This is a genomic window from Flavobacterium adhaerens, from assembly GCF_040045115.1.
GTDB lineage: Bacteria > Bacteroidota > Bacteroidia > Flavobacteriales > Flavobacteriaceae > Flavobacterium > Flavobacterium adhaerens.
The window spans coordinates 1-24,355 of sequence record NZ_JBDLZX010000006.1 but is presented as its reverse complement, the minus strand read 5'-3'; the positions used below and the strand labels follow the sequence as shown (position 1 = coordinate 24,355).

The 24,355-nt window shown below is 33.6% G+C and carries 22 protein-coding genes and 3 tRNA genes; 13 read left to right on the top strand and 12 right to left on the bottom strand.

What is annotated here, in order from left to right:
• Positions 1-41: 41 nt before the first annotated feature.
• Positions 42-1,646 (top strand): phosphoenolpyruvate carboxykinase (ATP), encoded by a 1,605-nt coding sequence (gene pckA / locus ABEB18_RS09590; protein WP_348799084.1) that lies wholly within the window; start codon positions 42-44, stop codon positions 1,644-1,646.
• Between the two features lie 98 nt (positions 1,647-1,744).
• Here pckA and ABEB18_RS09585 read toward each other — a convergent pair whose 3' ends face one another.
• From ABEB18_RS09585 to ABEB18_RS09575, 3 genes are all read right to left on the bottom strand, one after another.
• A complete protein-coding gene (locus tag ABEB18_RS09585; RefSeq protein ID WP_348799083.1) occupies positions 1,745-2,800 on the bottom strand; it encodes a phytase in 1,056 nt (351 codons plus the stop codon).
• A 1-nt stretch (position 2,801) separates the two neighbouring features.
• Complete coding sequence (locus ABEB18_RS09580; RefSeq protein WP_348799082.1) at positions 2,802-3,791, bottom strand: metallophosphoesterase; 990 nt, start codon at positions 3,789-3,791, stop codon at positions 2,802-2,804.
• A gap of 72 nt (positions 3,792-3,863) precedes the next feature.
• On the bottom strand, positions 3,864-6,683 hold the full coding sequence (locus ABEB18_RS09575) for a TonB-dependent receptor (RefSeq protein ID WP_348799081.1): 2,820 nt from the start codon (positions 6,681-6,683) through the stop codon (positions 3,864-3,866).
• 235 nt (positions 6,684-6,918) lie between these two features.
• On the opposite strand from ABEB18_RS09575, the gene ABEB18_RS09570 reads away from it, so the two are divergent.
• A complete protein-coding gene (locus ABEB18_RS09570; protein WP_348799079.1) occupies positions 6,919-8,019 on the top strand; it encodes a DUF4407 domain-containing protein in 1,101 nt (366 codons plus the stop codon).
• A gap of 188 nt (positions 8,020-8,207) precedes the next feature.
• Positions 8,208-8,972 carry a DUF4374 domain-containing protein gene (locus tag ABEB18_RS09565; protein ID WP_348799078.1) on the top strand — a complete coding sequence of 255 codons (765 nt, stop codon included), beginning with the start codon at positions 8,208-8,210 and terminating at the stop codon, positions 8,970-8,972.
• 174 nt (positions 8,973-9,146) lie between these two features.
• Here the strand turns inward: ABEB18_RS09565 and ABEB18_RS09560 are convergent, their stop codons facing one another.
• The 7 genes from ABEB18_RS09560 to ABEB18_RS09530 form a co-directional block, all read right to left on the bottom strand.
• Positions 9,147-9,845, bottom strand: a complete 699-nt coding sequence (locus ABEB18_RS09560; RefSeq protein ID WP_348799077.1) for a PH domain-containing protein — start codon at positions 9,843-9,845, stop codon at positions 9,147-9,149.
• A gap of 47 nt (positions 9,846-9,892) precedes the next feature.
• Positions 9,893-10,264 carry an MmcQ/YjbR family DNA-binding protein gene (locus ABEB18_RS09555; RefSeq protein ID WP_348799076.1) on the bottom strand — a complete coding sequence of 124 codons (372 nt, stop codon included), beginning with the start codon at positions 10,262-10,264 and terminating at the stop codon, positions 9,893-9,895.
• Complete coding sequence (locus ABEB18_RS09550; RefSeq protein WP_348799075.1) at positions 10,261-10,662, bottom strand: GNAT family N-acetyltransferase; 402 nt, start codon at positions 10,660-10,662, stop codon at positions 10,261-10,263. The genes ABEB18_RS09555 and ABEB18_RS09550 overlap by 4 nt, the downstream gene beginning before the upstream one ends.
• A 5-nt stretch (positions 10,663-10,667) precedes the next feature.
• Positions 10,668-11,699, bottom strand: coding sequence for a DUF4421 family protein (locus ABEB18_RS09545; RefSeq protein ID WP_348799074.1), 1,032 nt, complete (start codon positions 11,697-11,699; stop codon positions 10,668-10,670).
• Between the two features lie 15 nt (positions 11,700-11,714).
• On the bottom strand, positions 11,715-12,848 hold the full coding sequence (gene hemW, locus ABEB18_RS09540) for a radical SAM family heme chaperone HemW (RefSeq protein ID WP_348799318.1): 1,134 nt from the start codon (positions 12,846-12,848) through the stop codon (positions 11,715-11,717).
• A gap of 116 nt (positions 12,849-12,964) precedes the next feature.
• On the bottom strand, positions 12,965-13,519 hold the full coding sequence (ruvC, locus tag ABEB18_RS09535; RefSeq protein WP_348799073.1) for a crossover junction endodeoxyribonuclease RuvC: 555 nt from the start codon (positions 13,517-13,519) through the stop codon (positions 12,965-12,967).
• An 85-nt stretch (positions 13,520-13,604) separates the two neighbouring features.
• Positions 13,605-14,033 carry a DUF1003 domain-containing protein gene (locus tag ABEB18_RS09530; RefSeq protein ID WP_348799071.1) on the bottom strand — a complete coding sequence of 143 codons (429 nt, stop codon included), beginning with the start codon at positions 14,031-14,033 and terminating at the stop codon, positions 13,605-13,607.
• Positions 14,034-14,116: 83 nt separating this feature from the next.
• Between ABEB18_RS09530 and ABEB18_RS09525 the strand changes: the two genes are divergently transcribed.
• Together ABEB18_RS09525 and ABEB18_RS09520 are read left to right on the top strand one after the other, a co-directional pair.
• Positions 14,117-15,061: a hypothetical protein gene (locus ABEB18_RS09525; RefSeq protein ID WP_348799070.1), complete on the top strand. Its 945-nt coding sequence runs from the start codon at positions 14,117-14,119 to the stop codon at positions 15,059-15,061.
• Positions 15,062-15,069: 8 nt separating this feature from the next.
• Positions 15,070-16,155 (top strand): glycosyltransferase family 2 protein, encoded by a 1,086-nt coding sequence (locus tag ABEB18_RS09520; protein WP_348799069.1) that lies wholly within the window; start codon positions 15,070-15,072, stop codon positions 16,153-16,155.
• Positions 16,156-16,233: 78 nt separating this feature from the next.
• Here ABEB18_RS09520 and ABEB18_RS09515 read toward each other — a convergent pair whose 3' ends face one another.
• A complete protein-coding gene (locus ABEB18_RS09515) occupies positions 16,234-16,710 on the bottom strand; it encodes a hypothetical protein (RefSeq protein ID WP_348799068.1) in 477 nt (158 codons plus the stop codon).
• Between the two features lie 113 nt (positions 16,711-16,823).
• Between ABEB18_RS09515 and ABEB18_RS09510 the strand changes: the two genes are divergently transcribed.
• Complete coding sequence (locus ABEB18_RS09510) at positions 16,824-17,324, top strand: DUF456 domain-containing protein (RefSeq protein ID WP_348799067.1); 501 nt, start codon at positions 16,824-16,826, stop codon at positions 17,322-17,324.
• 83 nt (positions 17,325-17,407) lie between these two features.
• Here ABEB18_RS09510 and ABEB18_RS09505 read toward each other — a convergent pair.
• Positions 17,408-17,489, bottom strand: a tRNA-Leu gene (locus tag ABEB18_RS09505).
• Positions 17,490-17,597: 108 nt separating this feature from the next.
• Between ABEB18_RS09505 and ABEB18_RS09500 the strand changes: the two genes are divergently transcribed.
• The 7 genes from ABEB18_RS09500 (at position 17,598) to ABEB18_RS09470 (ending at position 23,291) form a co-directional block, all read left to right on the top strand.
• A complete protein-coding gene (locus tag ABEB18_RS09500) occupies positions 17,598-18,986 on the top strand; it encodes a dipeptidase (protein WP_348799066.1) in 1,389 nt (462 codons plus the stop codon).
• A gap of 450 nt (positions 18,987-19,436) precedes the next feature.
• Positions 19,437-20,402 carry an outer membrane beta-barrel protein gene (locus ABEB18_RS09495; protein WP_348799065.1) on the top strand — a complete coding sequence of 322 codons (966 nt, stop codon included), beginning with the start codon at positions 19,437-19,439 and terminating at the stop codon, positions 20,400-20,402.
• Between the two features lie 132 nt (positions 20,403-20,534).
• On the top strand, positions 20,535-21,149 hold the full coding sequence (locus ABEB18_RS09490; RefSeq protein WP_348799064.1) for a hypothetical protein: 615 nt from the start codon (positions 20,535-20,537) through the stop codon (positions 21,147-21,149).
• A 234-nt stretch (positions 21,150-21,383) separates the two neighbouring features.
• Positions 21,384-21,701, top strand: coding sequence for a thioredoxin (gene trxA / locus ABEB18_RS09485; protein WP_110305890.1), 318 nt, complete (start codon positions 21,384-21,386; stop codon positions 21,699-21,701).
• A gap of 156 nt (positions 21,702-21,857) precedes the next feature.
• A complete protein-coding gene (locus tag ABEB18_RS09480; protein WP_348799063.1) occupies positions 21,858-22,784 on the top strand; it encodes a DUF58 domain-containing protein in 927 nt (308 codons plus the stop codon).
• A gap of 86 nt (positions 22,785-22,870) precedes the next feature.
• Positions 22,871-22,944 (top strand) — tRNA-Asp (locus tag ABEB18_RS09475).
• Between the two features lie 273 nt (positions 22,945-23,217).
• Positions 23,218-23,291, top strand: a tRNA-Asp gene (locus tag ABEB18_RS09470).
• The last annotated feature ends 1,064 nt before the right edge of the window (positions 23,292-24,355 follow it).

Genomic DNA, 24,355 nt, shown 5'->3' with positions numbered 1-24,355 from the left:
TTTTGTAGTGAAATAAACATCACTCACAAAACTTAATTTATATGGAGAGCTATGACTTGATTACGAAATCGATTTCGTTAAAAGAACTAGGGATTGAAAATGCGAATATTAGATACCAACTCAATCCAACAGAGTTACATGAATTGACGATTCAATCTGGGCAAGGATTAGAGAATAATACTGGGGCTTTAGTTATAAACACAGGTAAATTTACAGGACGTTCCCCAGAAGATCGTTTTATCGTTAAAGACAATATTACTGCGGATAAAGTATGGTGGGGAAAGGTAAATATCCCATTTGATCCAGATGATTTTGATCGACTTTACCAAAAGGTGACTAACTATTTATCAAATAAAGAAGTTTTTGTTAGAGATTCTTATGTTTGTGCCGATCCCAATTACAAATTAAACGTACGGGTAGTTACCGAAACAGCTTGGGCCAATTTATTTTGCTACAATATGTTTTTGAGACCTAATCCCGAAGAACTTCAAGACTTTTCTCCTGAGTGGATGGTAATTTGTGTTCCAAGTTTTTTAGCAGACCCCGCCATTGATAAAACACGCCAAGGTAATTTTGCTATTTTGAATTTTACAAAGAAAATTGTCTTAATAGGAGGAACGGGTTATACTGGTGAAATGAAGAAAGGAATATTTTCGGCTTTAAATTTTATTCTTCCTGTTTTTAAAAATGCCTTACCAATGCATTGCAGTGCCAATGTTGGTTCAGATGGTGACACCGCCATTTTCTTTGGTTTGTCTGGAACGGGAAAAACAACACTATCGGCAGATCCTACTAGAAAATTAATTGGTGATGACGAACACGGATGGACAAATGAAAATACAGTTTTTAATTTTGAAGGCGGTTGTTATGCCAAAGTCGTGAACCTAACCGAAGAAAATGAACCGGATATTTTTAGAGCGATAAAAAAAGGAGCTATTCTAGAAAATGTAATTTTTAAACCTGGAACCAACGAAGTAGATTATGAAAATATTTCGATCACACCAAACACTAGAGTCAGTTACCCGATAGATCATATAGACGCTGTTCAACCAGGTTTGATTGGCGAAAAACCCCAAAACATTTTCTTCTTAACGGCTGATGCTTACGGAATTTTACCTCCCATTTCTAAATTAACTGCAGGACAAGCCGCTTATCACTTTATCTCGGGTTATACTGCAAAAGTAGCAGGAACAGAAGCAGGAGTTACGGAACCACAACCTAATTTTTCGGCTTGTTTTGGTGCTCCATTTATGCCTTTGCATCCTACAAAATATGCCGAAATGTTGAGCAAAAAGATGAAAGAAGCCAATGTAAAGGTTTGGCTAATCAATACCGGATGGACAGGTGGTGCTTACGGTAAAGGTAGTAGAATGAAATTAAAATACACCAGAGCTATGATTACCGCAGCGTTAAAAGGAGAATTAGATACGGTTGATTTTGTAAATCACAAAGTGTTCGGAATTGCAATTCCTCAGTCTTGCCCAGAAGTTCCTTCGGAAATTTTAAACCCTAGAAATACTTGGGAAGATCCTGAATTATATGATATAAAAGCGGTTGAATTGGCTAAAAAATTTGAAGCTAATTTTGCTCAATTTGCAGCATTTGCCAATGAGGAGATTTTGGCTGGCGCACCTATAATACAATAAGGAAATTACTAATTCAAACTAAAAAAGCTGTTCACAATGAACAGCTTTTTTGTTTTTTGAAAAAGTCTAACTGAATACTAAATTCTGCTAACGGAGTACTACTTCTTAGCTTGATCAATTCTTTCTTGAATCAAATCCCAAGCATAATAATGAAAAGTCATACCGTTACTCATCGCTACGAAAAGACCATTTTGGTAGTCTCCACCTAAATTAACACTAGTTACATCGGCACCATCACATTCTATTGTAGAAGTTGGTACTTCTGCAAGTAAGGTATATTCGTTAGGGTTTCCGTTTGCTCCTTCTCTAGGATAAACCATAAAACTATTGGCTTGTTGGTTGGATATTAATAGATAACCTTCGGTAGCTGATTTTTTGTAAATAGCAATACCTTCATGATCGGATTTGAAGTCTGTTTTTCCAAAAAGTGCTAATTCTTTATTGTCGTTTAATGCAGGATCTGCATGATATTTTCGGATTCCGAATTGCTCATCACAGTAGTAAATAGCACCCAATTCATTGTCAACAGCAATGGCTTCGATTTCTTTTTTACCGCTATATTCTCCAAATTTTCTCACCACAGAGGCAGTTACATTATTTTCATTTCCAGAGAGTTCATATTGCCATAAATATGTTCCAGATGGCCCTGATTTTCTGCCTACAACAGCAAATATTTTCTTGTCACTTGGGCGTGTGTATAATGCAACTCCCATTGGATCACGCTCTAATTCTCCTTCAAAAACGGGAATTCCGCCATTGTCAATCGGCTCTAAATCTGGTAAACTGAAGATTCTGATCTTGTTGTTTTCTCTTTCGGTTGTTACAGCAATATCAACTTTTTTGCCATTAATGACCAATCCGTAAGCAATATCAACATTGTTAGGTCTTTTTAAAACAATTGATTTTTTTAGGATTTTTCCGTTCAAATCAAATGCATATAAACCGCCATCGGTGTCTTTGTCTGTTCCGATAACAATACTTTTTGAAGCATCTGTTGGATTAATCCAAATAGAAGGATCATCGGTATCGTGAGGTAAAGTTTGTGTAACTGTAGTTGGTTTTACAGCATTTTCTGCTACTGGAACTAATTTGCTACCGCAAGAAGTTAAAGAGATTACCGCCAAGGCAGCTAATGTTTTATTTAAATTTTTCATTTTATTTTTTTTCTATTTGTGTTGTAAATATTATTTTTCCTTTTTCGTCAACTACCTGAGCCAATAATTTTGAGTTTGTAATGGAGAAGGTCATAAATCCTGGTTTTTCGGCAAAAAATAAGGTTCCTTCTCTTGATCCGCTTGGGCGAACAGTACAAGCTGCACCTGACAAAAACTGAGTAGTATAGTGTCCTTTTGGTTTTATAATTTGTAGATCATGTTCGTGTCCACAGAAATAAGCATCTACTTTATTAGTATCAAAAATGGCAGCAAATTTTTTCTCGAAACTTGTTGTTTCGGTACTTGTTTTACGCTTTCCGCCACTATACAAAGGATGATGCCCCACCACAATTTTCCAAGTAATTTTTTTATCGGTTGTTGCCAATTCTTTTAGCAACCACTTTTTTTGCGCAATTGTATCTTGGGTTTTGAGATTTTCGCTCATACCCGAATCGGCATCATAATATTTGTCAATAAATGGCGAAGTATCCATAAACAAGACCAAAACTTTATTGCCATCTTCAAGATCAAATTCTTTTTTGTAATAAGTTGAAGGCATATGCCAACGTCTGCTTTTGGCAGAATAGTCAATTTGTGCCTGAACATTTCCTCTATAATCGTGATTTCCTAAAGTTACAAACCAATCGTTTTGCAAACTATAATCGGTATAAATGTTTTCAAAAGAAGCTAACCAAGAATGATCTGAAGTGCTTTGAACCCCGTTTGGATAAAAATTATCCCCAACGCTTATTACAAATTCGGAGCCAATTGTTGCCGCTGCTTGTCCCATTTTGGTAGCAACCTCTTTTTGATAAAATTGGCCATAACGACCAAAGTCACCCATTAATAAAAAGTTTAAACTCTTATCTACTTTTTGTAATTCTGGAATGTAGCCTTCTGTATAACCAGAGAGTTCTCTCTTTTCGGTTTGCTGTGCAATGGTTCCTTGAAAAATCAAGGAAGTCATAAAAATATAGAATATTTGTTTCATTCTGTATATATTATAAAAAATGGAACAGGACATTACATCCTGTTACCATTTTTTTGCTATTTATAGACTGTATTATAAATCAAATTTTAATCCCAAATTGAATCTAGATTGATAGTATTCAGCTTGTTTTGTATGATCTGCAACTCCTTGATAGTAACGCAAAGGTTGGTTTGTCAAGTTGTTTGCTTCGGCAAATACACGAAGCTTAGTTGTGATTTTGTAAGCTGCATTTGCATCTAGGAAAAATTGTTTGTCATAGTAGGTATCGTTATAATCTTCTGAACCCAATTCGTCTAAATAATCAGAGGTGAAGTTTGTAGAAATTCTAGCTGAAAAACGTTTGTTTTCCCAAGATAATGAACCGTTGAACATGTGTGGAGCTGTTCCTGGAAGACTGATGTTTTTTCTTTCGTTTCCATCTTCGTCAGCAATACCTTTAGCTTCGGAATTAGTGTAAGTATAGTTCAAATAAACACCAAAACCTTTAAGGAATTTTCCAGGTAAGAAATCCAATTGGCGTTGTAAAGCCACCTCAAAACCATAAACATCTACAATATCTCCATTTCTTGATTGTACAAAAGACCAGTTTTCGCCAGCAGGAATTGGGTTTTCTTGATTAGGGAAATCTGTAGCAAATTTCTCTTGGGTGTATTGATTATCGCTGTAGTTGTAAATGAAATCGTTTAATCTTTTATAGAAAACACCTCCAGAAAGTATCCCGACAGATTTAAAATAGTTTTCGGCCATCAAATCATAGTTGTATGAATAAGTAGCTTCAAGATCTGGATTACCAGCTGTAATTTCTTTATCGGCAGCAATATTATTTACATAAGGAGCCAATGCATAATAGTTAGGTCTAGCTAATGCTGTTGTAGCTGCAGCTCTCAAGATTAAATCTTTTGTAGCTTTGTATTCAAAAGTAAGACTTGGCAATACATTTGTATAAGAGTTGGTTGTGTTGATTGTACTTTCTAATTCTTCTTCGTCAAGAACGCGGTTACCAGTATAATCAATATGCGTATTCTCTACACGAAAACCAACAACCATAGACAATTTATCATTGAAATCTTGATCCCATCTTACATAGGCAGCATAAATATTTTCTTTTGCATTATAATTTTGCGTCAAATATTCAGCTGGGTCAGTTTCTTTATCGAACAATGCAGTATTATTCAAATCTAATCCTCCTAAGTATTTTGCAGAAGCAAATGTACCTGGAACATATTGGTTACCTGGATTGAAACCGTTTCCATCAAAATAGCTAGTTGAGATATCAGATAGCAATTCCATATCATCACCAGTTGGCTCATACGTATAAAAGATATTGTTTCTCTTTTTCTCCTTCATACGCACTCTAAGTCCTGTTCTTAAACGTCCTTTTTCTGAAGGGATAATAGTAAATGGGAAACGAACGTTTATTTTTGCTCCTAGTTCACTTTCGCTTGTATCATCTGTATTTTCGGTAACCGAATCAAATTCGAATTCATCTACAGACTCACCAGTTGTTGTAATTAATGGAAATCTCAAATCCGATAAATCTTCGGTCATTTCCAGACCTTTTTGGCGGTACTCGATGTAACGTTCATTTGGACGGTATTCTCTAGCTTTTGCATAGTTTACAGACCAATCCAAATCTAATTTAGATCCAATTAAATGTTCTCCACGAAGTGAATAGTTTTGTACACGTTGGTCTTCAAGTCTTCTACTTTTGTTTCTGTTATTATCGATTCCTCCTTTTGTCTGACGTTTTACACGACCTTCAAAACCAACAATCTTAGACTCGTCTAAATCATCGTAGATTGCTTCGATATCATCATAAGTAGTTCTAAAACGATTCTCTCTATCATCTCTCCAGTTGTAAATGACATTGGCAAAAATGGCGTTATTTTCGTCAAATTTATAGTCTAAAGCCAATGAGGTACTACGACGAATACGTTGTACATCGTATTTTCTGATTTCTGAAGCTTGTAAAAATTCATTTCCAAAATCGTCTTTTACCCATTCGTTTTCGATATCATCAGAACCATAATCTACATTATTATAAGAACCACTGAAAACAGCACCAAATTTGTTATTAAAAAAACGATTTCCATATACTAATGCTGCAGTATAACTAGCTTTTTCACGTATTGGTAAATAGCCTCCAGCAAGAGTTGCAGAGATTCTTTCGCCGTTTGGTGTAGCTCTTGTAACCAAGTTAACAGAACCTCCAATAGCGTCTGCATCCATATCTGGAGTAAGGGTTTTGTTTACAACAATTGTCGAAATCATATCCGATGGAATCAAATCCATTTGAACATTTCGGTTATCCCCCTCAGCAGATGGGATTCTGTCCCCGTTCAAAGTTACTGAGTTCAATGATGGAGCCAAACCTCTAATGATAATGTTTCTGGCTTCACCTTGGTCGTTTTGCATGGTAATACCAGGAACACGTTTTAGAGCGTCTCCTACATTGGCATCTGGGAAACGTCCTACTTGATCTGATGAAATTACGTTTCCAATATTTTTATTATTTTTTTGTTGATTCAATGCTTTGGCTTGACCTTTTAAATTATCTCCCACCACAACTTCGTTCAATTCGGTTCCCGAAACTTTAAGGGAGAAATTAAGAACAGTGTTTTTTCCTGAGTCAACTGTTACTTCTTGTGTAGAAGTTGTATATCCGATATATTTTACTGAGATCGTATAGGTTCCTGCATCAATATTTAGGAATTCATAATGACCTGTATAGTCAGTTGTAGTGTATTTGTTATGCCCAACAATTTGAATCATTGCTCCAGGCAAAGAAAGTTTGTCATCTGCATCTATAATTTTACCAGAAAGAATCGCTTTCTGTGCAAAACTTGAAATCGATAACAGTAATAGTAGTGTTATTAGATAATTTTTTTTCATTGTTTTTTTCGTTAGATTTTGGTTGCAAACCTAGAAATCATGTATTATTAAACCGATCAAAAAAGATTAGCATTGTGTTATGATTTCTTGCGAAAATTTTGATTTTATTAACTTTAAGATAATATTAAGAATTTGGAGGAGCGGTAAATAAAAACAAATCAACTATTTATGTTGAAATTGATTTTTTGGACTTAAATTTGTAGCAATCAAATCATCAATCAAAAATCAATCAATTATGTTAAAAAAATTCTTCATCCTGTGTTCAGGAGCAGACAAACAACTTCTAGAAGGTTGTTCCGAAGGCGAACAAACTAAATTCGTAGGAATTGGGGCTACCGTTTTCTTTACAGCCGTTATGGCTTTTATAGCTAGTGCTTATGCACTTTTTACAGTTTTCGATTCTGTTTATCCCGCTTTGTTATTTGGCCTTGTTTGGAGTTTACTTATTTTTAATTTGGATCGTTTCATTGTTTCGACAATCCGAAAACGAAACCAATTTTCTGCTGAGTTTTTGCAAGCTACTCCTCGAATTATCCTGGCGATTATTATTGCTATTGTGATTTCAAAACCATTAGAAATCAAAATTTTTGAAAAAGAAATTAATGCGGTTTTGTTGAAAGAAAAAAATGCGATGGCTTTGAACAATAAAAAAGAAGTTGCGAATTATTTCAAATCGGATTTGGATAAAAATATAACCGAAATAGCCAGTCTTAAAAGAGAAATCACAGACAAGGAAAAAGAATTAAGCACACTTTATCAATCGTATATCCAAGAAGCGGAAGGAACCGCAGGAACCAAAAAAATGGGAAAAGGACCTATTTTCAAAGAAAAATTTGCCAAACACCAATTGGCTTCTGCCGAACTGGATACGATTCGAAAAATCAACTTAGCCAAAATCGCTCTTCTTGAAAAAACGGGTAAAACACTTCAAACCGACTTAAATAAAAAAGTGTCCGAAACACAACCAGTTATTGATGGTTTTGACGGTTTGATGGCACGCATTAACGCTTTGAACAAATTGCCTTGGATTCCATCCTTTTTTATAATGTTGTTGTTTCTGGCAATCGAAACGTCGCCAATTATTGCCAAATTATTGTCGCCAAAAGGAGAGTACGATTATAAATTGGAAGATTTAGAAACGGCTCTTAAGGCCACAATAGAACAAGACAAATACCAACGGGAATTGTTGATCAAAACCAGTGCAACCATGCATGATAAAGTTTATGCTGATATTGCAGAGGATAAAAAATTATATGATTTGCAACGAAAAAATGCTACAGAATTGCTAGAACAACAATCTAATAATTTTGTAGATAAACAAATGAAAACGTTTTAAATCAGATGTAATTGTAATTTCAAAAGTCGATTCAATATCGACTTTTGAAATTTATTTATATTAAAAGTAAATCTTCGATCATAAAAAAATCAAGCGAAATCATGTCTAATACTTCCCAATATAGTAATGAAAATTTTACACCAAAATAATTTTTTCTGCAACTTGCTGGAGTAAATCCATAAAACAATTTGAATGCTGATGAAAAATGCGAAACATCGCAAGGTTACTACATTTCAAGAGCTGATGTACCAGTTTTAAACCAAGCTAAAACGAAACTTTACATTGGTGTAAACGTAGGAAGACATGATGTAAATGGTACGCCAGCACCAAACTCTTCTGGAACTCTTGTTTGGCCAGCTAGTAAAGCGGTTAGAGAATTAGGAACTGTAACCTATGTGGTAGATTATCCTTCTTTGAGAAATCCTAAAATCATTATTTCAGAGAAAAGTATTGTAAACAATCACGGTTACCGTACAATGACACAATATGTGGGTACTGATGGAAATCTTTATCAAGCTACAGCTACATCTGGTGCAGATATTCTTCGTATTAGTAAAGCTACTGATGATTATGACCAAAGTTATCACTTTAACTTAAATACTGCTTTGGGTGTTGCCGATGCTAGTATAAAAGCATGGAGATATATTAAAGACGGTAAAGCTGTAGTGCTTTATACGCTAAAAAATACAGCTGGTGGATATGTTGCTTTGGTTGATTTGAACACTCCTTCAAACTCAGTAAAATTAGCTACAGAAATTGAAACAGATGCAGCTTTATCAACAACTTTAGGGCAGTTCCAAAACATCGGTCTTATTGGTGATAATGTATATCTTCCATTAACTCCTGCAGGAAAAGATGGAAATATTTACATCATTAATTACAAAACTAAAGAAATCAAAAAAGGAGCTAAATTAAAAGCGGCTTCTGGTAGTTTCTACTTAGGAGCTTACTAAGTTAAGCTTACAATAAACGCCGAATTGGGGAAGCGACGTCAATGCTAATTTAGTTACGTGCTAGGTTAGTTTTCAAAACAAGATCAATTATGAATTTATTTTATTTTGATTTTGCCCTATTAATAAAAATAACACCTAAAGCCCGACAAGTTTTTTATTTGTCGGGCTTTTAAATTACATCTGACTTAAAATTTCTTTTTTGAAAGCGTCATATTCGCCTTGCATGATTAATCCATTGTCAAGTAGTTTTTTATAGTTTTGAAGCTTTGCAAAAAGCTCGTCTTGTGTCAATCCACTAGGTTTATTTTCAGCAGGAGCTATTGTGTTTTCTACAATTGGTTCAGCATAATTAGCAACTGTAGGTATGATTTCGGCAAAATTGGTTATCTCTTCTGTTTCGATTTCTTCAATTGTTTCTGGTTCCTCAATAACTTCAGGAGTAACTATTTCATCGATTATTGGAGTTGTTGTGGCACCATTTTTTAGTATGTCCAATTGTTCTTTGGCGTAAGTCGAAATTTTTCTGGCTTGAATTTTTGGAATATAATCGATTGAAACTGCAATTTGTGTTTTGGTCGAAAATGAGAATTCTGAACCTAAAATATTTTCTTTTACAAAAGTTCCTTCGATTTCATCCCAAGTAAAATCAGTGAAATTCATAGAAAGCCCCATGTTTTTTGGCTGACAAATAATGATTCTTTTATTGGTTACCACTATACTATCAGGAAAAACGGTAATGGCTGGTTTTTTTTGAACGGCGATATAGCCAACTTCTTCACCTTTCATCAACAAATCGTTTAGTTTAGAAGTGATTTTTTCTATCGCTTTTGGATCTTGTTCCTCGTTAAGGATTTTTTTTAGATTATCAATCATATTATTTTATTTGAAGGTATCTGATTTTTTTTAAACAAAAATAATGCCTATTTTTCTAATTGAGTGATTTCCATTTGAATTTTCTTGGTCAAACTTTTAAAAACCAAGTCATACGAATGATCAATCAATTCTTTTAGTAAAACATCAGGAGCGTCCTGATTTACGGCAATAGTATTCCAATGAATTTTGCTCATATGATAACCTGGTTGAATAGCATCATACTCGGCTCGTAATTCTAGTGCTCGTTCTGGGTCACATTTTAAGTTTACCGAAGGTTCATTCTTTTCCCATTGCGATAAAGACGAAAGCGCAAACATTTTTCCGCCTACTTTAAATACTAATGTATCTTGGTCAAACGGGAAATGCTCAGTAACTCCTTTTTTGGAAAGGCAGTATTCGTAATAAGTTTCTAGATTCATTGTATAATTTTTTCCATCATTCTTTCGGGATGAGCCAATACTTTAAAACCGAATTTTTTATATAAAAATTGTGCATCTCTCGTAGCCAATCGCCAAATTTTTACTTCATTCAGTATTGGTTCTTCCAGCATGGCTTTTACTAAAATAGAAGAATATCCTTTTCCTCTGTGTTCCTCCGTAATAAAAACATCCATCACATAGGCAAAAACAACATAGTCGGTAATGACTCTGGCAAAGCCAATTTGGACATTATTCAGATAAATTCCGAAACAAAAAGAGTTGTCAATTGTGGTTTGCACTTCTTCAATAGTTCTTGGAGCTGTCCAATATATGTCTTTCAAAAAATGCTGAATAAACGGAATATCCAGTTTTTCTTTATTTGTAGAAACTACAACCATACCAATTATAATTTAAGGAGATCATTTACTTTATTAACCGGTTTACTAATATATTTTGGAGCACCAAAACGGTATCCAAAGTAAATAAGGCCGAAGGCTTTGTCATTTGAGATAATTTCGTGATCCTTATCATCATAGCTGGTATTATCAAAATTGAAGGAAAGACCAAAAAGAATATGTTCCGAATTATAACCCATTTTTAAACCGCCAACTAAATTATAAACCCAATAATTATCACGATTACTGGATTGCATACCAGATTGGAATGATTCTGAATTTGTAATTTTTATTCCTGTTGCAAAGGTTAGATTGGGTGCGATGTAAAAATTTTTACGAATGATACAATTATAAAAATAACCTACTCCTAAATAAATATCGTATTCGTTTTGTTTGCTATTCAAAAAATCCGTTTCGACAGAAAATTTTTTATAATCATAAATCAAAGTAGGAATAAAACTTCCCGCACTTTCTTTTTGCCATTCGGTAAAAGAGGTGACCGATTTTAGGGAATATTTTGGATTGAATACATAAGAAGTTGACATTCCATATTTTACTGTTTTTAGATTAGGGAATTGAAAGTAAGGATCTTCGTTTGGATTCCAATCTGGTAAAAAAAACCCTGTATTTTCAACATAATACCCTCGAATTTTACTGTAATCTACGGTTTGAATCCATTTGCCTAGAAAAAAGCGAAAATTATATTCCGAAAATTTGGATTTACCTTTAGTGGATTCATCATTGTTACCACCAATGAATTTAGGATAGAATCCATAACTAAAACCTATAAATTTATAATCAACCGATAAAAAGAGTTTGTAACTATTATTGGTTTCCAAATCCAGATTATCACCATTTTTACTTTGCAAAATTTGTGCGTCACTCTGAGTGCTCAGGTTGGCCCGAATCATTATTTTTTCGGGATAAAAATGAATATTGGAGGTGTCTATTGCTTTTTTATTTTGTCCAAAGAGAATACTAACATTTATAAAAAAGAGCAAGAAAACATTAGGGAAAAAAGACTTTAATATTGTTTTCATACTCTTGAAGTTTTCTTATTCCAAATTTAAATAAAATAAATCTGAAGCAATACCATCTGTCAGAAATTTTCCTTTTTTTGTTGGTTTCAGAATGCCACTTTCAATAAAAAGCAAATCATCATCAATGAATTTTTGAGATTGTTTTTGCAAATATTGGAAGTAATCAGTACCAAAATCGTTTTTAATTCTCTCTAGTGAAACTCCCCAAATCGTTCGCAATCCCGTCATAATATATTCGTTGTAACGATCAGTAATGGTTAAAATCTCTACTTCATTTGGTAATTGATTTTCTTTAATTGAATTTATGTAAAGTGAATTATTCGAAACATTCCAGCTTCGGGATATGCCGTCATAACTATGTGCTGAAGGACCAATTCCGATGTATTTTTTACCTAACCAATACGCTGAATTGTTTTTGGAGAAATAGTTTTCTTTTCCAAAATTGGATAATTCGTAATGAACAAAACCGTTTGTTTCCAGCATCTCTGCCAAAATCGAAAAGTGTTCTGAGGCAACTTCATCTTTCGGTTCGGCAATTTTTCCACTCGCAATGAGTTTGTTCAAGGCTGTTTTGGGTTCGACAGTCAAGGCATAACTCGAAATATGCGGAATACCAAAACTCAAAGCTGTTTCGATGTTTTGTTTCCATTTTTCGTTGCTCATGCCTGGAATTCCATAGATCAAATCGATCGTAATGTTATCGAAATATTTGGTGGCAATTTCCAAACATTTTTTGGCTTCTGCCGAATTGTGAGCGCGGTTCATCATTTGCAAATCATCCTCAAAAAAGGATTGAACTCCAATACTCAAGCGGTTAATTCCAATTTCTGAAAGTGCAATCAAATACTCTTCTGATAAATCATCGGGATTGGCTTCGAGTGTAATTTCGGGGTTTTCAATAACCTGATAATTTTTATAAACCGAATCTAGCAGTAATCTCAAATCAGCAATCTGCAATCCACTCGGCGTTCCTCCACCGAAATAAATAGTTTCTACAACTTCATCTTTGCCATTTTGAACGGAATCGAGAAGCTCATTTTTCCGCATTTGGATTTCTTTGGCAATAGCCAAAACCATTTCTTCTTTCTTCTTCATTGAAGTCGAAAAATGAAAATCGCAGTAATGACAAGCCTGCTTACAAAAGGGTATGTGGATGTAGATGCCGGACATATTTTTAGTGTTCAGTATTCAGAATTCTAGTGATCAGTCTTGGGAAAGTGGTCAGTATTCAGTTTATTAGTGTACAGTTTATTACTGACCACTGATTACTTTTTTATTCGTTCTTCATTTTGCTTTACAAAAGCATCCCAACCCGAATAGCTTTTGCCCGCGATAACTTTTCCAGAATTGAAAAAATGACAAACCGCCGCCGCCAAACCATCGGTAGAGTCGAGGTTTTTTGGCAATTCTTTCAAGCCTAAAAGTTGCTGAAGCATTTTGGCCACTTGTTCTTTGCTAGCATTTCCGTTTCCAGTGATAGCCATTTTTATTTTTTTTGGTTCGTATTCGGTAATCGGAATATCTCTCGAAAGTCCTGCTGCCATTGCCACTCCTTGTGCTCTACCTAGCTTTAGCATCGATTGTACGTTTTTGCCGAAGAAAGGAGCTTCAATCGCAATTTCATCGGGATGATGAGTGTCTATTAATTCGATTGTTCTTTCAAAAATGATTTTTAGTTTTTGATAATGATTATCGTATTTGGACAATTGCAATTCGTTGAGCTGCAGAAATTCCATTTTTTTATTGATGACACGAATTAGCCCAAAACCCATAATGGTTGTTCCAGGATCGATTCCTAATATGATGCGTTCTTTTGTCAAGGTTTAATTTTTAGTTTTTCTAGTCGATATTCTATAAGACCTAAAAGGTTTTAAAAACCTGTTAGGTATAATCTTAGGAGTAACATTATTTATCTGAATTAGCTTTCATTTCTTCCAGTAACGAAATTATCTTATCTACTTTTTCGGTTTCAAGTTTGTACAATTTAATGGCCAGATCTTCTATTTCCTGTTTGGCATCAAGATTGGTTTGATAATCTGATTGTGCCTGAGCTCTGTCTCTTTCATTCTGTCTGTTTTGCGACATCATAATAATAGGAGCTGCATAGGCCGCTTGAGTTGAAAAAAGGAGATTTAGCAATATAAACGGATAAGCATCCCAATGGTTAACGTATCCAACCAGATTCAACCCCATCCAACCCATTACAAAAAAGGTTTGAAAAATGATGAATTTCCATGATCCCATTCCATTGGCAACTGAATCGGCCAAACGGCTGCCAAAATCTAATGTGTCTCTATGTCTTTCGTGCCAATTTTTATGGTGTAGTAAACTCATAAATTCTATTTTTTTGAGATTATTTGTCAAACTCTGGCTGTTTTACTGAGTTTTGTAAATAAGTTTTTCCTTTACTTTGCGCAATGATTTCAATACCACACAAAACTAAGCAATTCCTAGTACTTCTAATCAAACTTTTGATTGTAGGCGGTGCGTTTTATTTTATTTATAATCAATTAGCGAGTAATGACAAACTTGATTGGGAAAAATTCTTGATTTTGTTTCAAAAGAACAAATCGGTGTCAGGAATTGGGTTTATATTGCTTTTGAGTATTTTAAACCGTTTTTTTGAAATTTTGAAATGGCAAAATTTGGTTGCCTATCTTCATTCTATTTCGTTAGGTGAAGCCACTAAGCAGGTTCTAGCGGCTTTAACAGCAGGTCTTTTTACACCAAATGGAGTTGGGGAGTATGCTGGGAAAGCATTTTATTTTGAAAAAAAAGAAGCCAAAAAAATTGTCTTTTTGAATTTGATTTGCAACGGAATTCAAATGATTCTTACTGTGATTTTTGGAATTTTTGGTTTGCTTTATTTCAATTCACAGTTCAATGTCATCACGTCCAAAACGGTTGCTATTTTATTCGGATGTTTTTTGATTCTTAGTGCAGTTTTATTTTTTTCCAAAAAAGTAAAGATCAAAGGTTATTCTATTGAAAAACTGATTCATAAAATCAATGATATTCCAAAATCGATTCATCAAAAGAATATATTTTTGGCTATTTTACGCTACTTGGTTTTTTCGCATCAGTATTATTTTTTGTTTTTGGCTTTTGATGTAGATTTGCCGTATTTAACCTTGATGTCGGCCATTACGAGTGTTTATTTTTTGGCTTCGTCTTTGCCCACTTTTCAGTTTCTAGATTTTGCTGTCAAAGGAAGTGTAGCGGTATATTTTTTCGGAATATTAGGGGTAAATGAATGGGTTGTCGTTTTTATTTCTACTTTAATGTGGTTCCTAAATGTGGTTTTGCCAGTTCTTATAGGAAGTTATTATGTATTGAATTTTAAAACTAAGCCTACTCAGTGATTTTGTTTTTGCTAACCATAATAATCATTTATGTACTGACTATCGGTTGGCTCATTTTTGGTTTTACCAAAATAAATCACGTTGATTCAACTGGCTTAACACCAAAAACAAGCTTCAGTATCATTGTTCCCTTTCGGAATGAAGCCGAAAATTTACCTGTTTTATTAGAAAGTCTTTCTAAATTGAATTATCCAACCGATTTGGTTGAAGTGATTTTGGTTGATGATGCCTCAGATTACAGATTTCAGATTGTAGATTGTAGATTTCAGATTTCTGTCATTGATAATATTCGGGTTACAAATTCCCCGAAGAAAGATGCGATAACGACTGCTATGCAACATGTAAAAACGGATTGGGTTATTACCACCGATGCTGATTGTGAAGTTCAAAAGAATTGGTTGCTTTTTTTGGATAATTACATTCAGTCGTATCCAGTTCAAATGGTGGCAGGAGCTGTGACTTATGACTGTGATAATTCGTTTCTGCATCATTTTCAGCAATTAGATTTAGCCAGTTTACAAGGGGCAACTATTGGTAGTTTTGGAATCCAAAAGGGTTTTATGTGTAATGGAGCCAATTTTGCTTATACAAAATCATTTTTTCAAAAACTCAATGGGTTTGCAGGGAATAATGGTATTGCCAGTGGCGATGATGTTTTTTTGTTGCAAAAAGCAATGATTCAATATCCCGAAAAAGTAGCCTATTTAAAATCAAAAAAAACTGTTGTTACTACAAAACCTGTAAACGATTGGAGGTCGCTTTTTTATCAACGTGTGCGTTGGGCTTCCAAAACAAGCTCGTATCAGAGTTCATTCGGGAAAATAATTGGGATAATTGTTTTTTTAGCGAATCTCGGTTTTGTTTGGGGTTTGGTGCTGACAGCTTTTGGAGTGCTTCCTAATTTTTTAATTGGTTTTTATTTTTTGGCAAAATTTGGAATTGACACTGTATTGATTAAAAAAGCAAATCTCTTTTTGACTCAAAGTAAAATTCGTTTTTTGTTTCTAAGTAGTTTGTACTATCCTTTTTTTTGTACAGCTGTGGCAACGTATAGTTTGTTCGGAAAATACGAATGGAAAGGGAGACGATTTTAGATTGCAGAATAATATTACGGTGATAATTTTTTCGTTAGGATAGCAATTTCGTATTTAATTCTAAATTCTGAAATCTAGCTACTCTACCTTTAAAATAACAGGAAGAATAAACTGCGTTTTTACGGGTAACCCACGCTTGATGGCAGGATTTATTTTAGGGAAATCTACTAAACGAGCTTTTAGAATGCTATCAATTTTCACCGTATCGTAGGCAACAGAATCTTTTGGAAATTGTGGTTCAAATTTTAAAGTAGCATCTGAGAAAACGGTAACTTTAACTTCTATTGTGTCCAATTCTGGATATAGTGTGGACAATGTATCGCTACTGAGTTTTTCTTGTATCAATTGAGTAAGTACTTCGAAAAAACATTGCTCTCGTTGCTTTTTGTTTTCAATTTTATCACAATCAACCATCGAAGGGTATTCATCTACTTCTTTCCAATTGATTGCCTTTAGTTCCTTTTGCAATAATTCCTTTTCAGAAGGAACTTGCTTGTCAAAATATTGACAAGAATTAAAAAGGATTAGAGCCAAAAAAAGGGAATATTGCTTCAAGGGTTGTTTTTTGAATGGAACTACTATCTTATAAAAATACAATTATTTTTCTCATATTCGTATTACGAAATTGGTATTGTATTTTGGTTTTCAAAATTACTAAAAATATTTTTATGGATATCCTGCTTTTGTTATTGGGTTTTGTCTGTGTTATTGTGGGGGTTTTTGGTAGTTTTTTACCAGTTTTACCTGGTCCAAGTATAAGTTGGGTTGGGATTTTATTGTTGTACTGTACCAAGGCTGTTCCTGTTAATTATTGGATTCTTGGGATTGCAGCGCTGATTACCATCGTGCTTTCTATCTTAGATTATGTTATTCCTGCCAAAGGGACTAAAAAGTTTGGAGGGAGTAGCTATGGGATTTGGGGGACTAATATTGGTCTGATAATTGGTCTGATTGCCCCAATACCTTTGGGTTTTTTAATTGGTCCTTTTGTGGGAGCTTTTGTTGGTGAACTTATTTATGATTCCAAAGATCATCACCGAGCCTTAAAAGCTGCTACGGGTTCATTAATCGGTTTTCTCGCCTCGTCTTTTATGAAGTTTATAGTTTGTATTATTTATTTAGGCTTGTTTCTTTGGATTGTTGGACAACACAGTACTAGCTTATTGTAGCTTTCTTTTTTTAAAATCCTAAGTGCAAGAGTCTATTGGAGAGGGTAGTAAATAAAAAAAGCTTCTCGATTGAGAAGCTTTTGTGCGGATAATAGGACTCGAACCTACACGCCTTGCGGCACCAGATCCTAAGTCTGGCACGTCTACCAATTTCGCCATATCCGCTAATTGTGGGTGCAAAGATAATCATATCTTCTAATTTACAAAGGATTTTTTAAAAAAAAATATTTATTCTGTTTTTTGTATTTTTGAATGATATAAAAATTTGATTTAATGGAAGACATAAAACAATACGTTGCCAAACACAAAGATCGATTTATCAATGAGTTAATCGAACTATTAAAAATCCCATCAGTGAGTGCAGACACAGCTTTTTCTCAAGATGTCCTTGATACATCAGAAGCAGTTAAAGAAAGTTTAGAAAAAGCAGGTTGTGATTTTGTCGAAATTTGCGATACTGCTGGTTATCCAATCGTGTACGGAGAAAAAATAATCGATCCTCAATTACCTACTATTTTAGTTTATGGTCATTATGATGTACAGCCAGCCGATCCATTAGAATTATGGGTGTCTCCTCCTTTTGAACCAGTTATCAAAACGACTAATATTCATCCTGAAGGAGCAATATTTGCAAGAGGAGCTTGCGATGATAAAGGACAAATGTACATGCATGTTAAAGCTTTCGAATATATGATTCAGAGTAACACTTTGCCATGTAACGTGAAATTTATGATCGAAGGTGAAGAAGAGGTTGGTAGTGTAAACTTAAAAACCTTTGTAGAAAATAATAAAGAGAAATTAAAAAATGATGTGATTTTAATTTCGGATACTGGTATGATTTCGAATCAACAACCATCAATCACAACAGGACTTCGTGGGTTGAGTTATGTAGAAGTTGAAGTTACAGGTCCAAATCGTGATTTACACTCAGGTTTATATGGTGGAGCCGTTGCTAACCCTATTAATATTTTAGCCAAAATGATTGCGTCTCTACATGACGAAAACAATCACATAACCATTCCTGGTTTTTATGATAAGGTCGAAGAACTTTCTCTTGCTGAAAGAGCAGAAATGGCTAAAGCTCCTTTTGATCTTGAAAATTACAAAAAGGCTTTAAACATTGAGGATATTTATGGCGAGAAAGGGTATGTTACTAATGAGCGTAATTCGATTAGGCCTACATTGGATGTGAACGGTATTTGGGGTGGTTATACTGGAGAAGGAGCAAAAACGGTTATCGCCAGTAAGGCTTTTGCTAAAATTTCGATGCGCTTGGTTCCTAATCAAGATTGGGAAGAGATCACAGAATTATTCACTAAACATTTTATGAATATTGCACCAGCTGGTGTTACTGTAAAAGTTACGCCTCATCATGGAGGACAAGGATATGTAACTCCAATAGATAGCATTGGGTATAAAGCTGCAAATCTAGCTTATACTGAAACTTTTGGTGTTTCAGCAATTCCTGTACGTTCAGGAGGAAGCATTCCTATAGTGGCTTTATTTGAAAAAGAATTAAAAAGTAAAACCATCTTAATGGGATTTGGTTTAGATAGCGATGCAATCCATTCTCCTAATGAGCATTTTGGAATTTTTAATTATCTCAAAGGAATCGAAACTATTCCATTGTTTTATAAATATTTTGTTGAGCTTTCGAAATAGACTTTCTTCGCACAAAAACCGCTAATCTAAAGCGGTTTTTTTGTGTAATTTTTTTAAATTTTTTTACTTCAATAGGATTCAGTTCCCGAAAAGATAACCTATCAAATTGATTATTACATTTCAAGTCAGTTTTGAGTATAAATCGGATAAATAAGCATTTAAGCCTTAATCAATTTCGTGGTGATTTTTCAGTAATGAATTATAAAAAAAATGTAAAAAATAACGCTTAACAACCTGTTTTTATTCAATAAGTAATATTATTCTTATTTTTGTAAATTTTAAATATTTGTTGTTTTTGCAAATTTAGTAACGATAACACTTTATTTGTGCAATAAAATTGATTACTGTTTAATTTTTTTAAGAAAAAAATACAATTTTATGTTATTCTGTCGTGTAGAAGATAAGAGATTCAGATTTAGATATAAATTTGGGCAAACAAAATTTTAAAAAATGAAAGCAAAAATATTTTTATTCGGATTATTGGTTTCTACAATGACAATGGTAGGACAAACAACTAACTCAACAGATGCTAAAAAAGAGTCTTGGTATTTTAAATTAGGAGGTTCTTATTTTGTACAAACAGCTGCAACTGAATTTCCAATTGTTTCTGGTGCATTGCCTAATACAGATGTATATGCGGCTAATGGAACTACTTTAGTTTCTAGAGAAACAAATCATGGTTCTTTTGGTGAAGGATTTAGAACTGGATTAAATGTTGGTTATCGCTTTACAACACGCTTGGGTGTTGAGATGGGAATTAATTATTTCTCAGGGAAAGAAAAAACAATGGTTAAAACAGTTAACCGATTAGTTGCTGCTGGACCAATCTTTGCTTCTGGTACTGCTGAGGGAAAAGTTACTGCTTTGGATTTAGCTCCTGCTGTAGTTTTGTTTTTAGGAGAGACTCATGGATTTGAGCCTTACACTAAAGTAGGTGTTATTGTTCCTGTACATGGAGATTTGACTATTGAAACCAATAGAACTTATACAACTCCTGCTGGGACTGTACAAGCTTATGCAAAAGATGTAGTTTTACCTAATCCAACAGTTGGTTTTATGGCGGCTTTAGGAACATCTTACAAGTTAGGAAACCACATTTCTCTTTTTGCTGAATTAGAATATCGTAATTTTACTGTTAGCGGAAAATCTAAAGAAACAAAATCATATACAGAAAATGGAGTTGATAAATTAAATACTCCTACTAGTTTCCGTCCTGACGCATCATACTCAGCAAGTCATGTAAAATATGTTGATCAATTAAATAGTAGTTCAAATAATTACTTATTTAACCCTAATACTAATACAGCAACTATTACTACAGATACCACAAGACCAGATGAAGCAATGAATGATATTAGTTCATATGTAGGTATTTCTGGACTTGGTTTTACTTTTGGATTGAAATACAGTCTGTAATTTAAAATAAAAGTGTAACTACTTGTAAAAGTGGTCATTCGAATTGAATGACCACTTTTTTTTTAAATGAATATTGAATTAGAACCAAATGTTCATATTTTAGCGACCTTTTAACTTAAAATCTATAATTAAATGAAAAAAATTACTTTAACTATTCTTTTTTTGGGATTGATTAATTTGATGTCAGCACAAGAAAAAGGAAAATTCAGAACTGGTTTAGATCTTGGTTTTGCTGCTGGCTCAGGTCAAAGTGCAGGATTTATTTTTGCTGTTGAACCCAAATACAATATCAAAGATAACTTAAATGTAGGTCTTCGTATTGAAGTAGGAGGTATTGTCAAGGATGTACATTATTTAAGTGGAAATGATGATGAATACGATTCAAAAATTCAGGCAAATTATAATTTTATGGCAGTTTCAGATTATTACTTTCATAAATCAGGAGGAGGGTCTTTTGCTCCATTTGTTGGAGCTGGAGTTGGTTTAAATAGTGTTGCAAATGTATTTTATTCTTCATACGAAAATGAAAATGACATAGATGCTGAAAATATAAAGATACAGGCTGTTTTTGGCGGAATGATTCGAGGAGGTTTCGAATGGGGTAAGTTTAGGATGACTGCTCAGTATAACATTATCCCAAAAACAAATTTGCAAGATACATCTGGATTTATCATTGGTAAGGCAAAGAACAACTATTTCGGTTTAAGTCTTGGTTTTTATTTAGGTGGAGGAAAATGGCATAGATAAATCAATTTAATATTTCATAAATAAAACCTTTGTAGCAGTTTAATGTTGTAAAGTTTTTTTGTAAATTAATGAACCTCAAAAATTATATATGAGCTCCAAATTCTATAAGAATAGTAATAACTAATACATTTATAGTGAAAACTAATTTTAGAATGATGTTCAATTGGGTTTTAATTTCTAAATTTGTAACCTAATTGAAACAAATTAGCTTTTTAAACATAAAAAAATAACAATATGGCATTAGCAATAACAGATGCTACTTTTGATGAAGTAGTTTTGAAATCAGATAAACCAGTAATGGTAGATTTTTGGGCAGCATGGTGTGGACCTTGTAGAATGGTTGGGCCAATCATTGACGAATTAAGCAACGAATACGAAGGTAAAGTTGTTGTTGGTAAAGTTGATGTTGACGCTAATCAAGAGTTCGCTGCAAAATACGGAGTTAGAAATATCCCAACAGTATTAGTTTTTCATAATGGAGAAGTAGTTGGAAAACAAGTTGGAGTTGCTCCAAAACAAACCTATGCGGATAGTTTAGATGCTTTATTGTAATCTAACGAAATAATATGATTTAAGAAGGTCTGGCGTGAGTCAGACCTTTTTGTTTGAAATAGTATAAACGATAATTAACAAATCGACTTAAAAAGCTCAATTGTTTTTTTGAATCGTTCAATCTTTATAATAAATTTGGGGAAATAGAATTTGAAAATGAAAATCGAGTCGCAGATAAAAAGAATTGCTAGTTTTCAACACCTTGAATTATTAGCCAATCAAGTAGTAGAAGGGTTTATTTCGGGTATGCACAAAAGTCCTTTTCATGGGTTTTCGGCAGAATTTGCAGAACATAAAGAATATAATACTGGTGAAAGTACCAAGCATATTGACTGGAAATTGTTTGCAAAAACGGATAGATTATATACAAAACGTTTTGAGGAAGAAACTAATTTACGATGTCATATTATTATTGATAATTCTTCATCAATGCATTATCCCAAATTAAAAGAAGATCAGTTTTTTTACGAAAACAAAATTGGGTTTTCGGTATTGGCTTCAGCAGTTTTAATGAATGTTTTAAAAAAACAGCGGGATGCAATTGGGTTAAGTGTTTTTTCGGATTCGTATGAATATTATGCTCCTGAAAAAGGAAGTGATCGTCATCACAGAATGATTTTAAATGCACTAGAAGGGCTTTTGCAACAATCAAAAGTAAAAAAAAGCACAGACACTATTACTTATTTGCATCAAATTGCTGAAAAGATTCACAAGCGTTCGATGATTATCTTGTTTACCGATATGTTTCAATATGAGAACGAGGAAGCCTTGTTTAATGCCTTGCAACATTTAAAACATAATAAGCATAAAGTAGTTTTGTTCCATGTTATAGATAAAGAAACGGAACTAAAATTTGATTTTGATAACTCTCCACGGAAGTTTATAGACGTTGAATCTGGAGAAGAAATTGTTTTTTTTGCTGATAATGTTAAGGAGGAATATGAAAAAAAGGTTAGAAATTACTTCAACAATCTGGCTTTGACCTGCGCTCAGAACAAAATAAAGTATATTTCTGTAGGAGTTGAAGAAAGTTTTGATAAAATTTTGACTTCATATTTAATTGAAAAACAAAACTTTGGCTGATTTAATTAAAAAATATTGAAAATTCTCTTTAAAAAGACTTGCGAAAATAAAAATCTGTTGTATATTTGCAACCGCAATAAAGCAGAGGTTTGGTAGTTCAGTTGGTTAGAATACATGCCTGTCACGCATGGGGTCGCGGGTTCGAGTCCCGTCCAGACCGCAATATTGGGAGAAGCCTTTCGTAACAGAAAGGCTTTTTTGTCCAAATAAGGTATCTAAAGCTAGTTGTGTTGTTTCTCGTCTTCTAATGACGAGATCGGTTTGTAGTTAGACCAATGAAAAGCTTTCCATGCTTCTGGATTTATTCGGAATCTACGGATGGCTTTTTTGATTTTTTTAAGAGAGTTTTTTTTTTTTTTTTTTTTGATTTTATATTGTAAAATACTTGTGGGAACAAAAATCTATTGTATATTTGCACCCGCAATAAAGCAGAGGTTTGGTAGTTCAGTTGGTTAGAATACATGCCTGTCACGCATGGGGTCGCGGGTTCGAGTCCCGTCCAGACCGCAAATATTGTTAAAGCCTTTCTTGATGGAAAGGCTTTTTTTTTTGTTTAAAATCTAAATGTTTTTTGGGGATCAAGTTCAAAAGTTGGTAAATAATGGACCAAGTTCAAAGGTTGGTAATTTGGTAAGTAATTTAGTTAATCGATACGGGAAAAATTAGGTATTTCTAACTTCTCTAAAGTGGTTTCTGAAGTTCTTTATTTTGGTATTAAATGAGTATTCATTCATTTTTATTTTTTATTGGTGTCTGTGAATTCTGTTTCAGTTGAAATATTAGTGCTTCTTTTGTCAAAGTAGTTTATGGTGGCTTCTTTGTTGTTATTGTATTAGTGGCGATATTAAAACTTTTAAATCCTGATTTTTCGCATTTGCTGTACTAATGCGGAAGTTTTGTTATTACTGCATTCTTGTTATTGTTGTGAATACTGAGGGGTTGTTGGTTTAGGTTATGAACTTTTCTATAATTAGCTTCGGTTGTTTGCTTGATTATTTTTGAAAAAATGAGTTGGATTGCCTCGTGGTTTTTTATTTTATCTGGACTGGGGGTGGTTGTAGGGGTAAAACAATACCTATTTATATGGTATATGGTAGAATGAAATAGCTAAGAATTATCAAATAATGAAGTAAAAATCGGCAAAACTCATTAAGATCTCCTTGGATAAACTATTAAATTTAAAAAATCATCAAAAAAGTGATTGTGTAACCTTCCTTAAACCAGAGAGTTAAAAAATAAACGAAAAAAAGATCAAAAAAGTCATTGTTTAAACGAATAAACTATCTACTTTTGCACCCGCAACAGCGATAAACGTTCTAAGAAATACTGGCAAGCCTAGGGGATCAAAAAGAAATTTTTTTTCAAAAAAGATTCAAAAAAGCTTGTGAGATTTAAAAACGGATGTTACTTTTGCACCCCGCAAAATGCGCAACGGTCTTTGAGATAATGATGAATAAAAACGAGAGGAAAAGAAAATAATTTTTCTAAAAAAATTTCAGATTTTATTTGTCAGATTAAAAAGAAGTGTTACTTTTGCACCCGCTAATCGAAAGAGTAGTGATGAAAAAAAA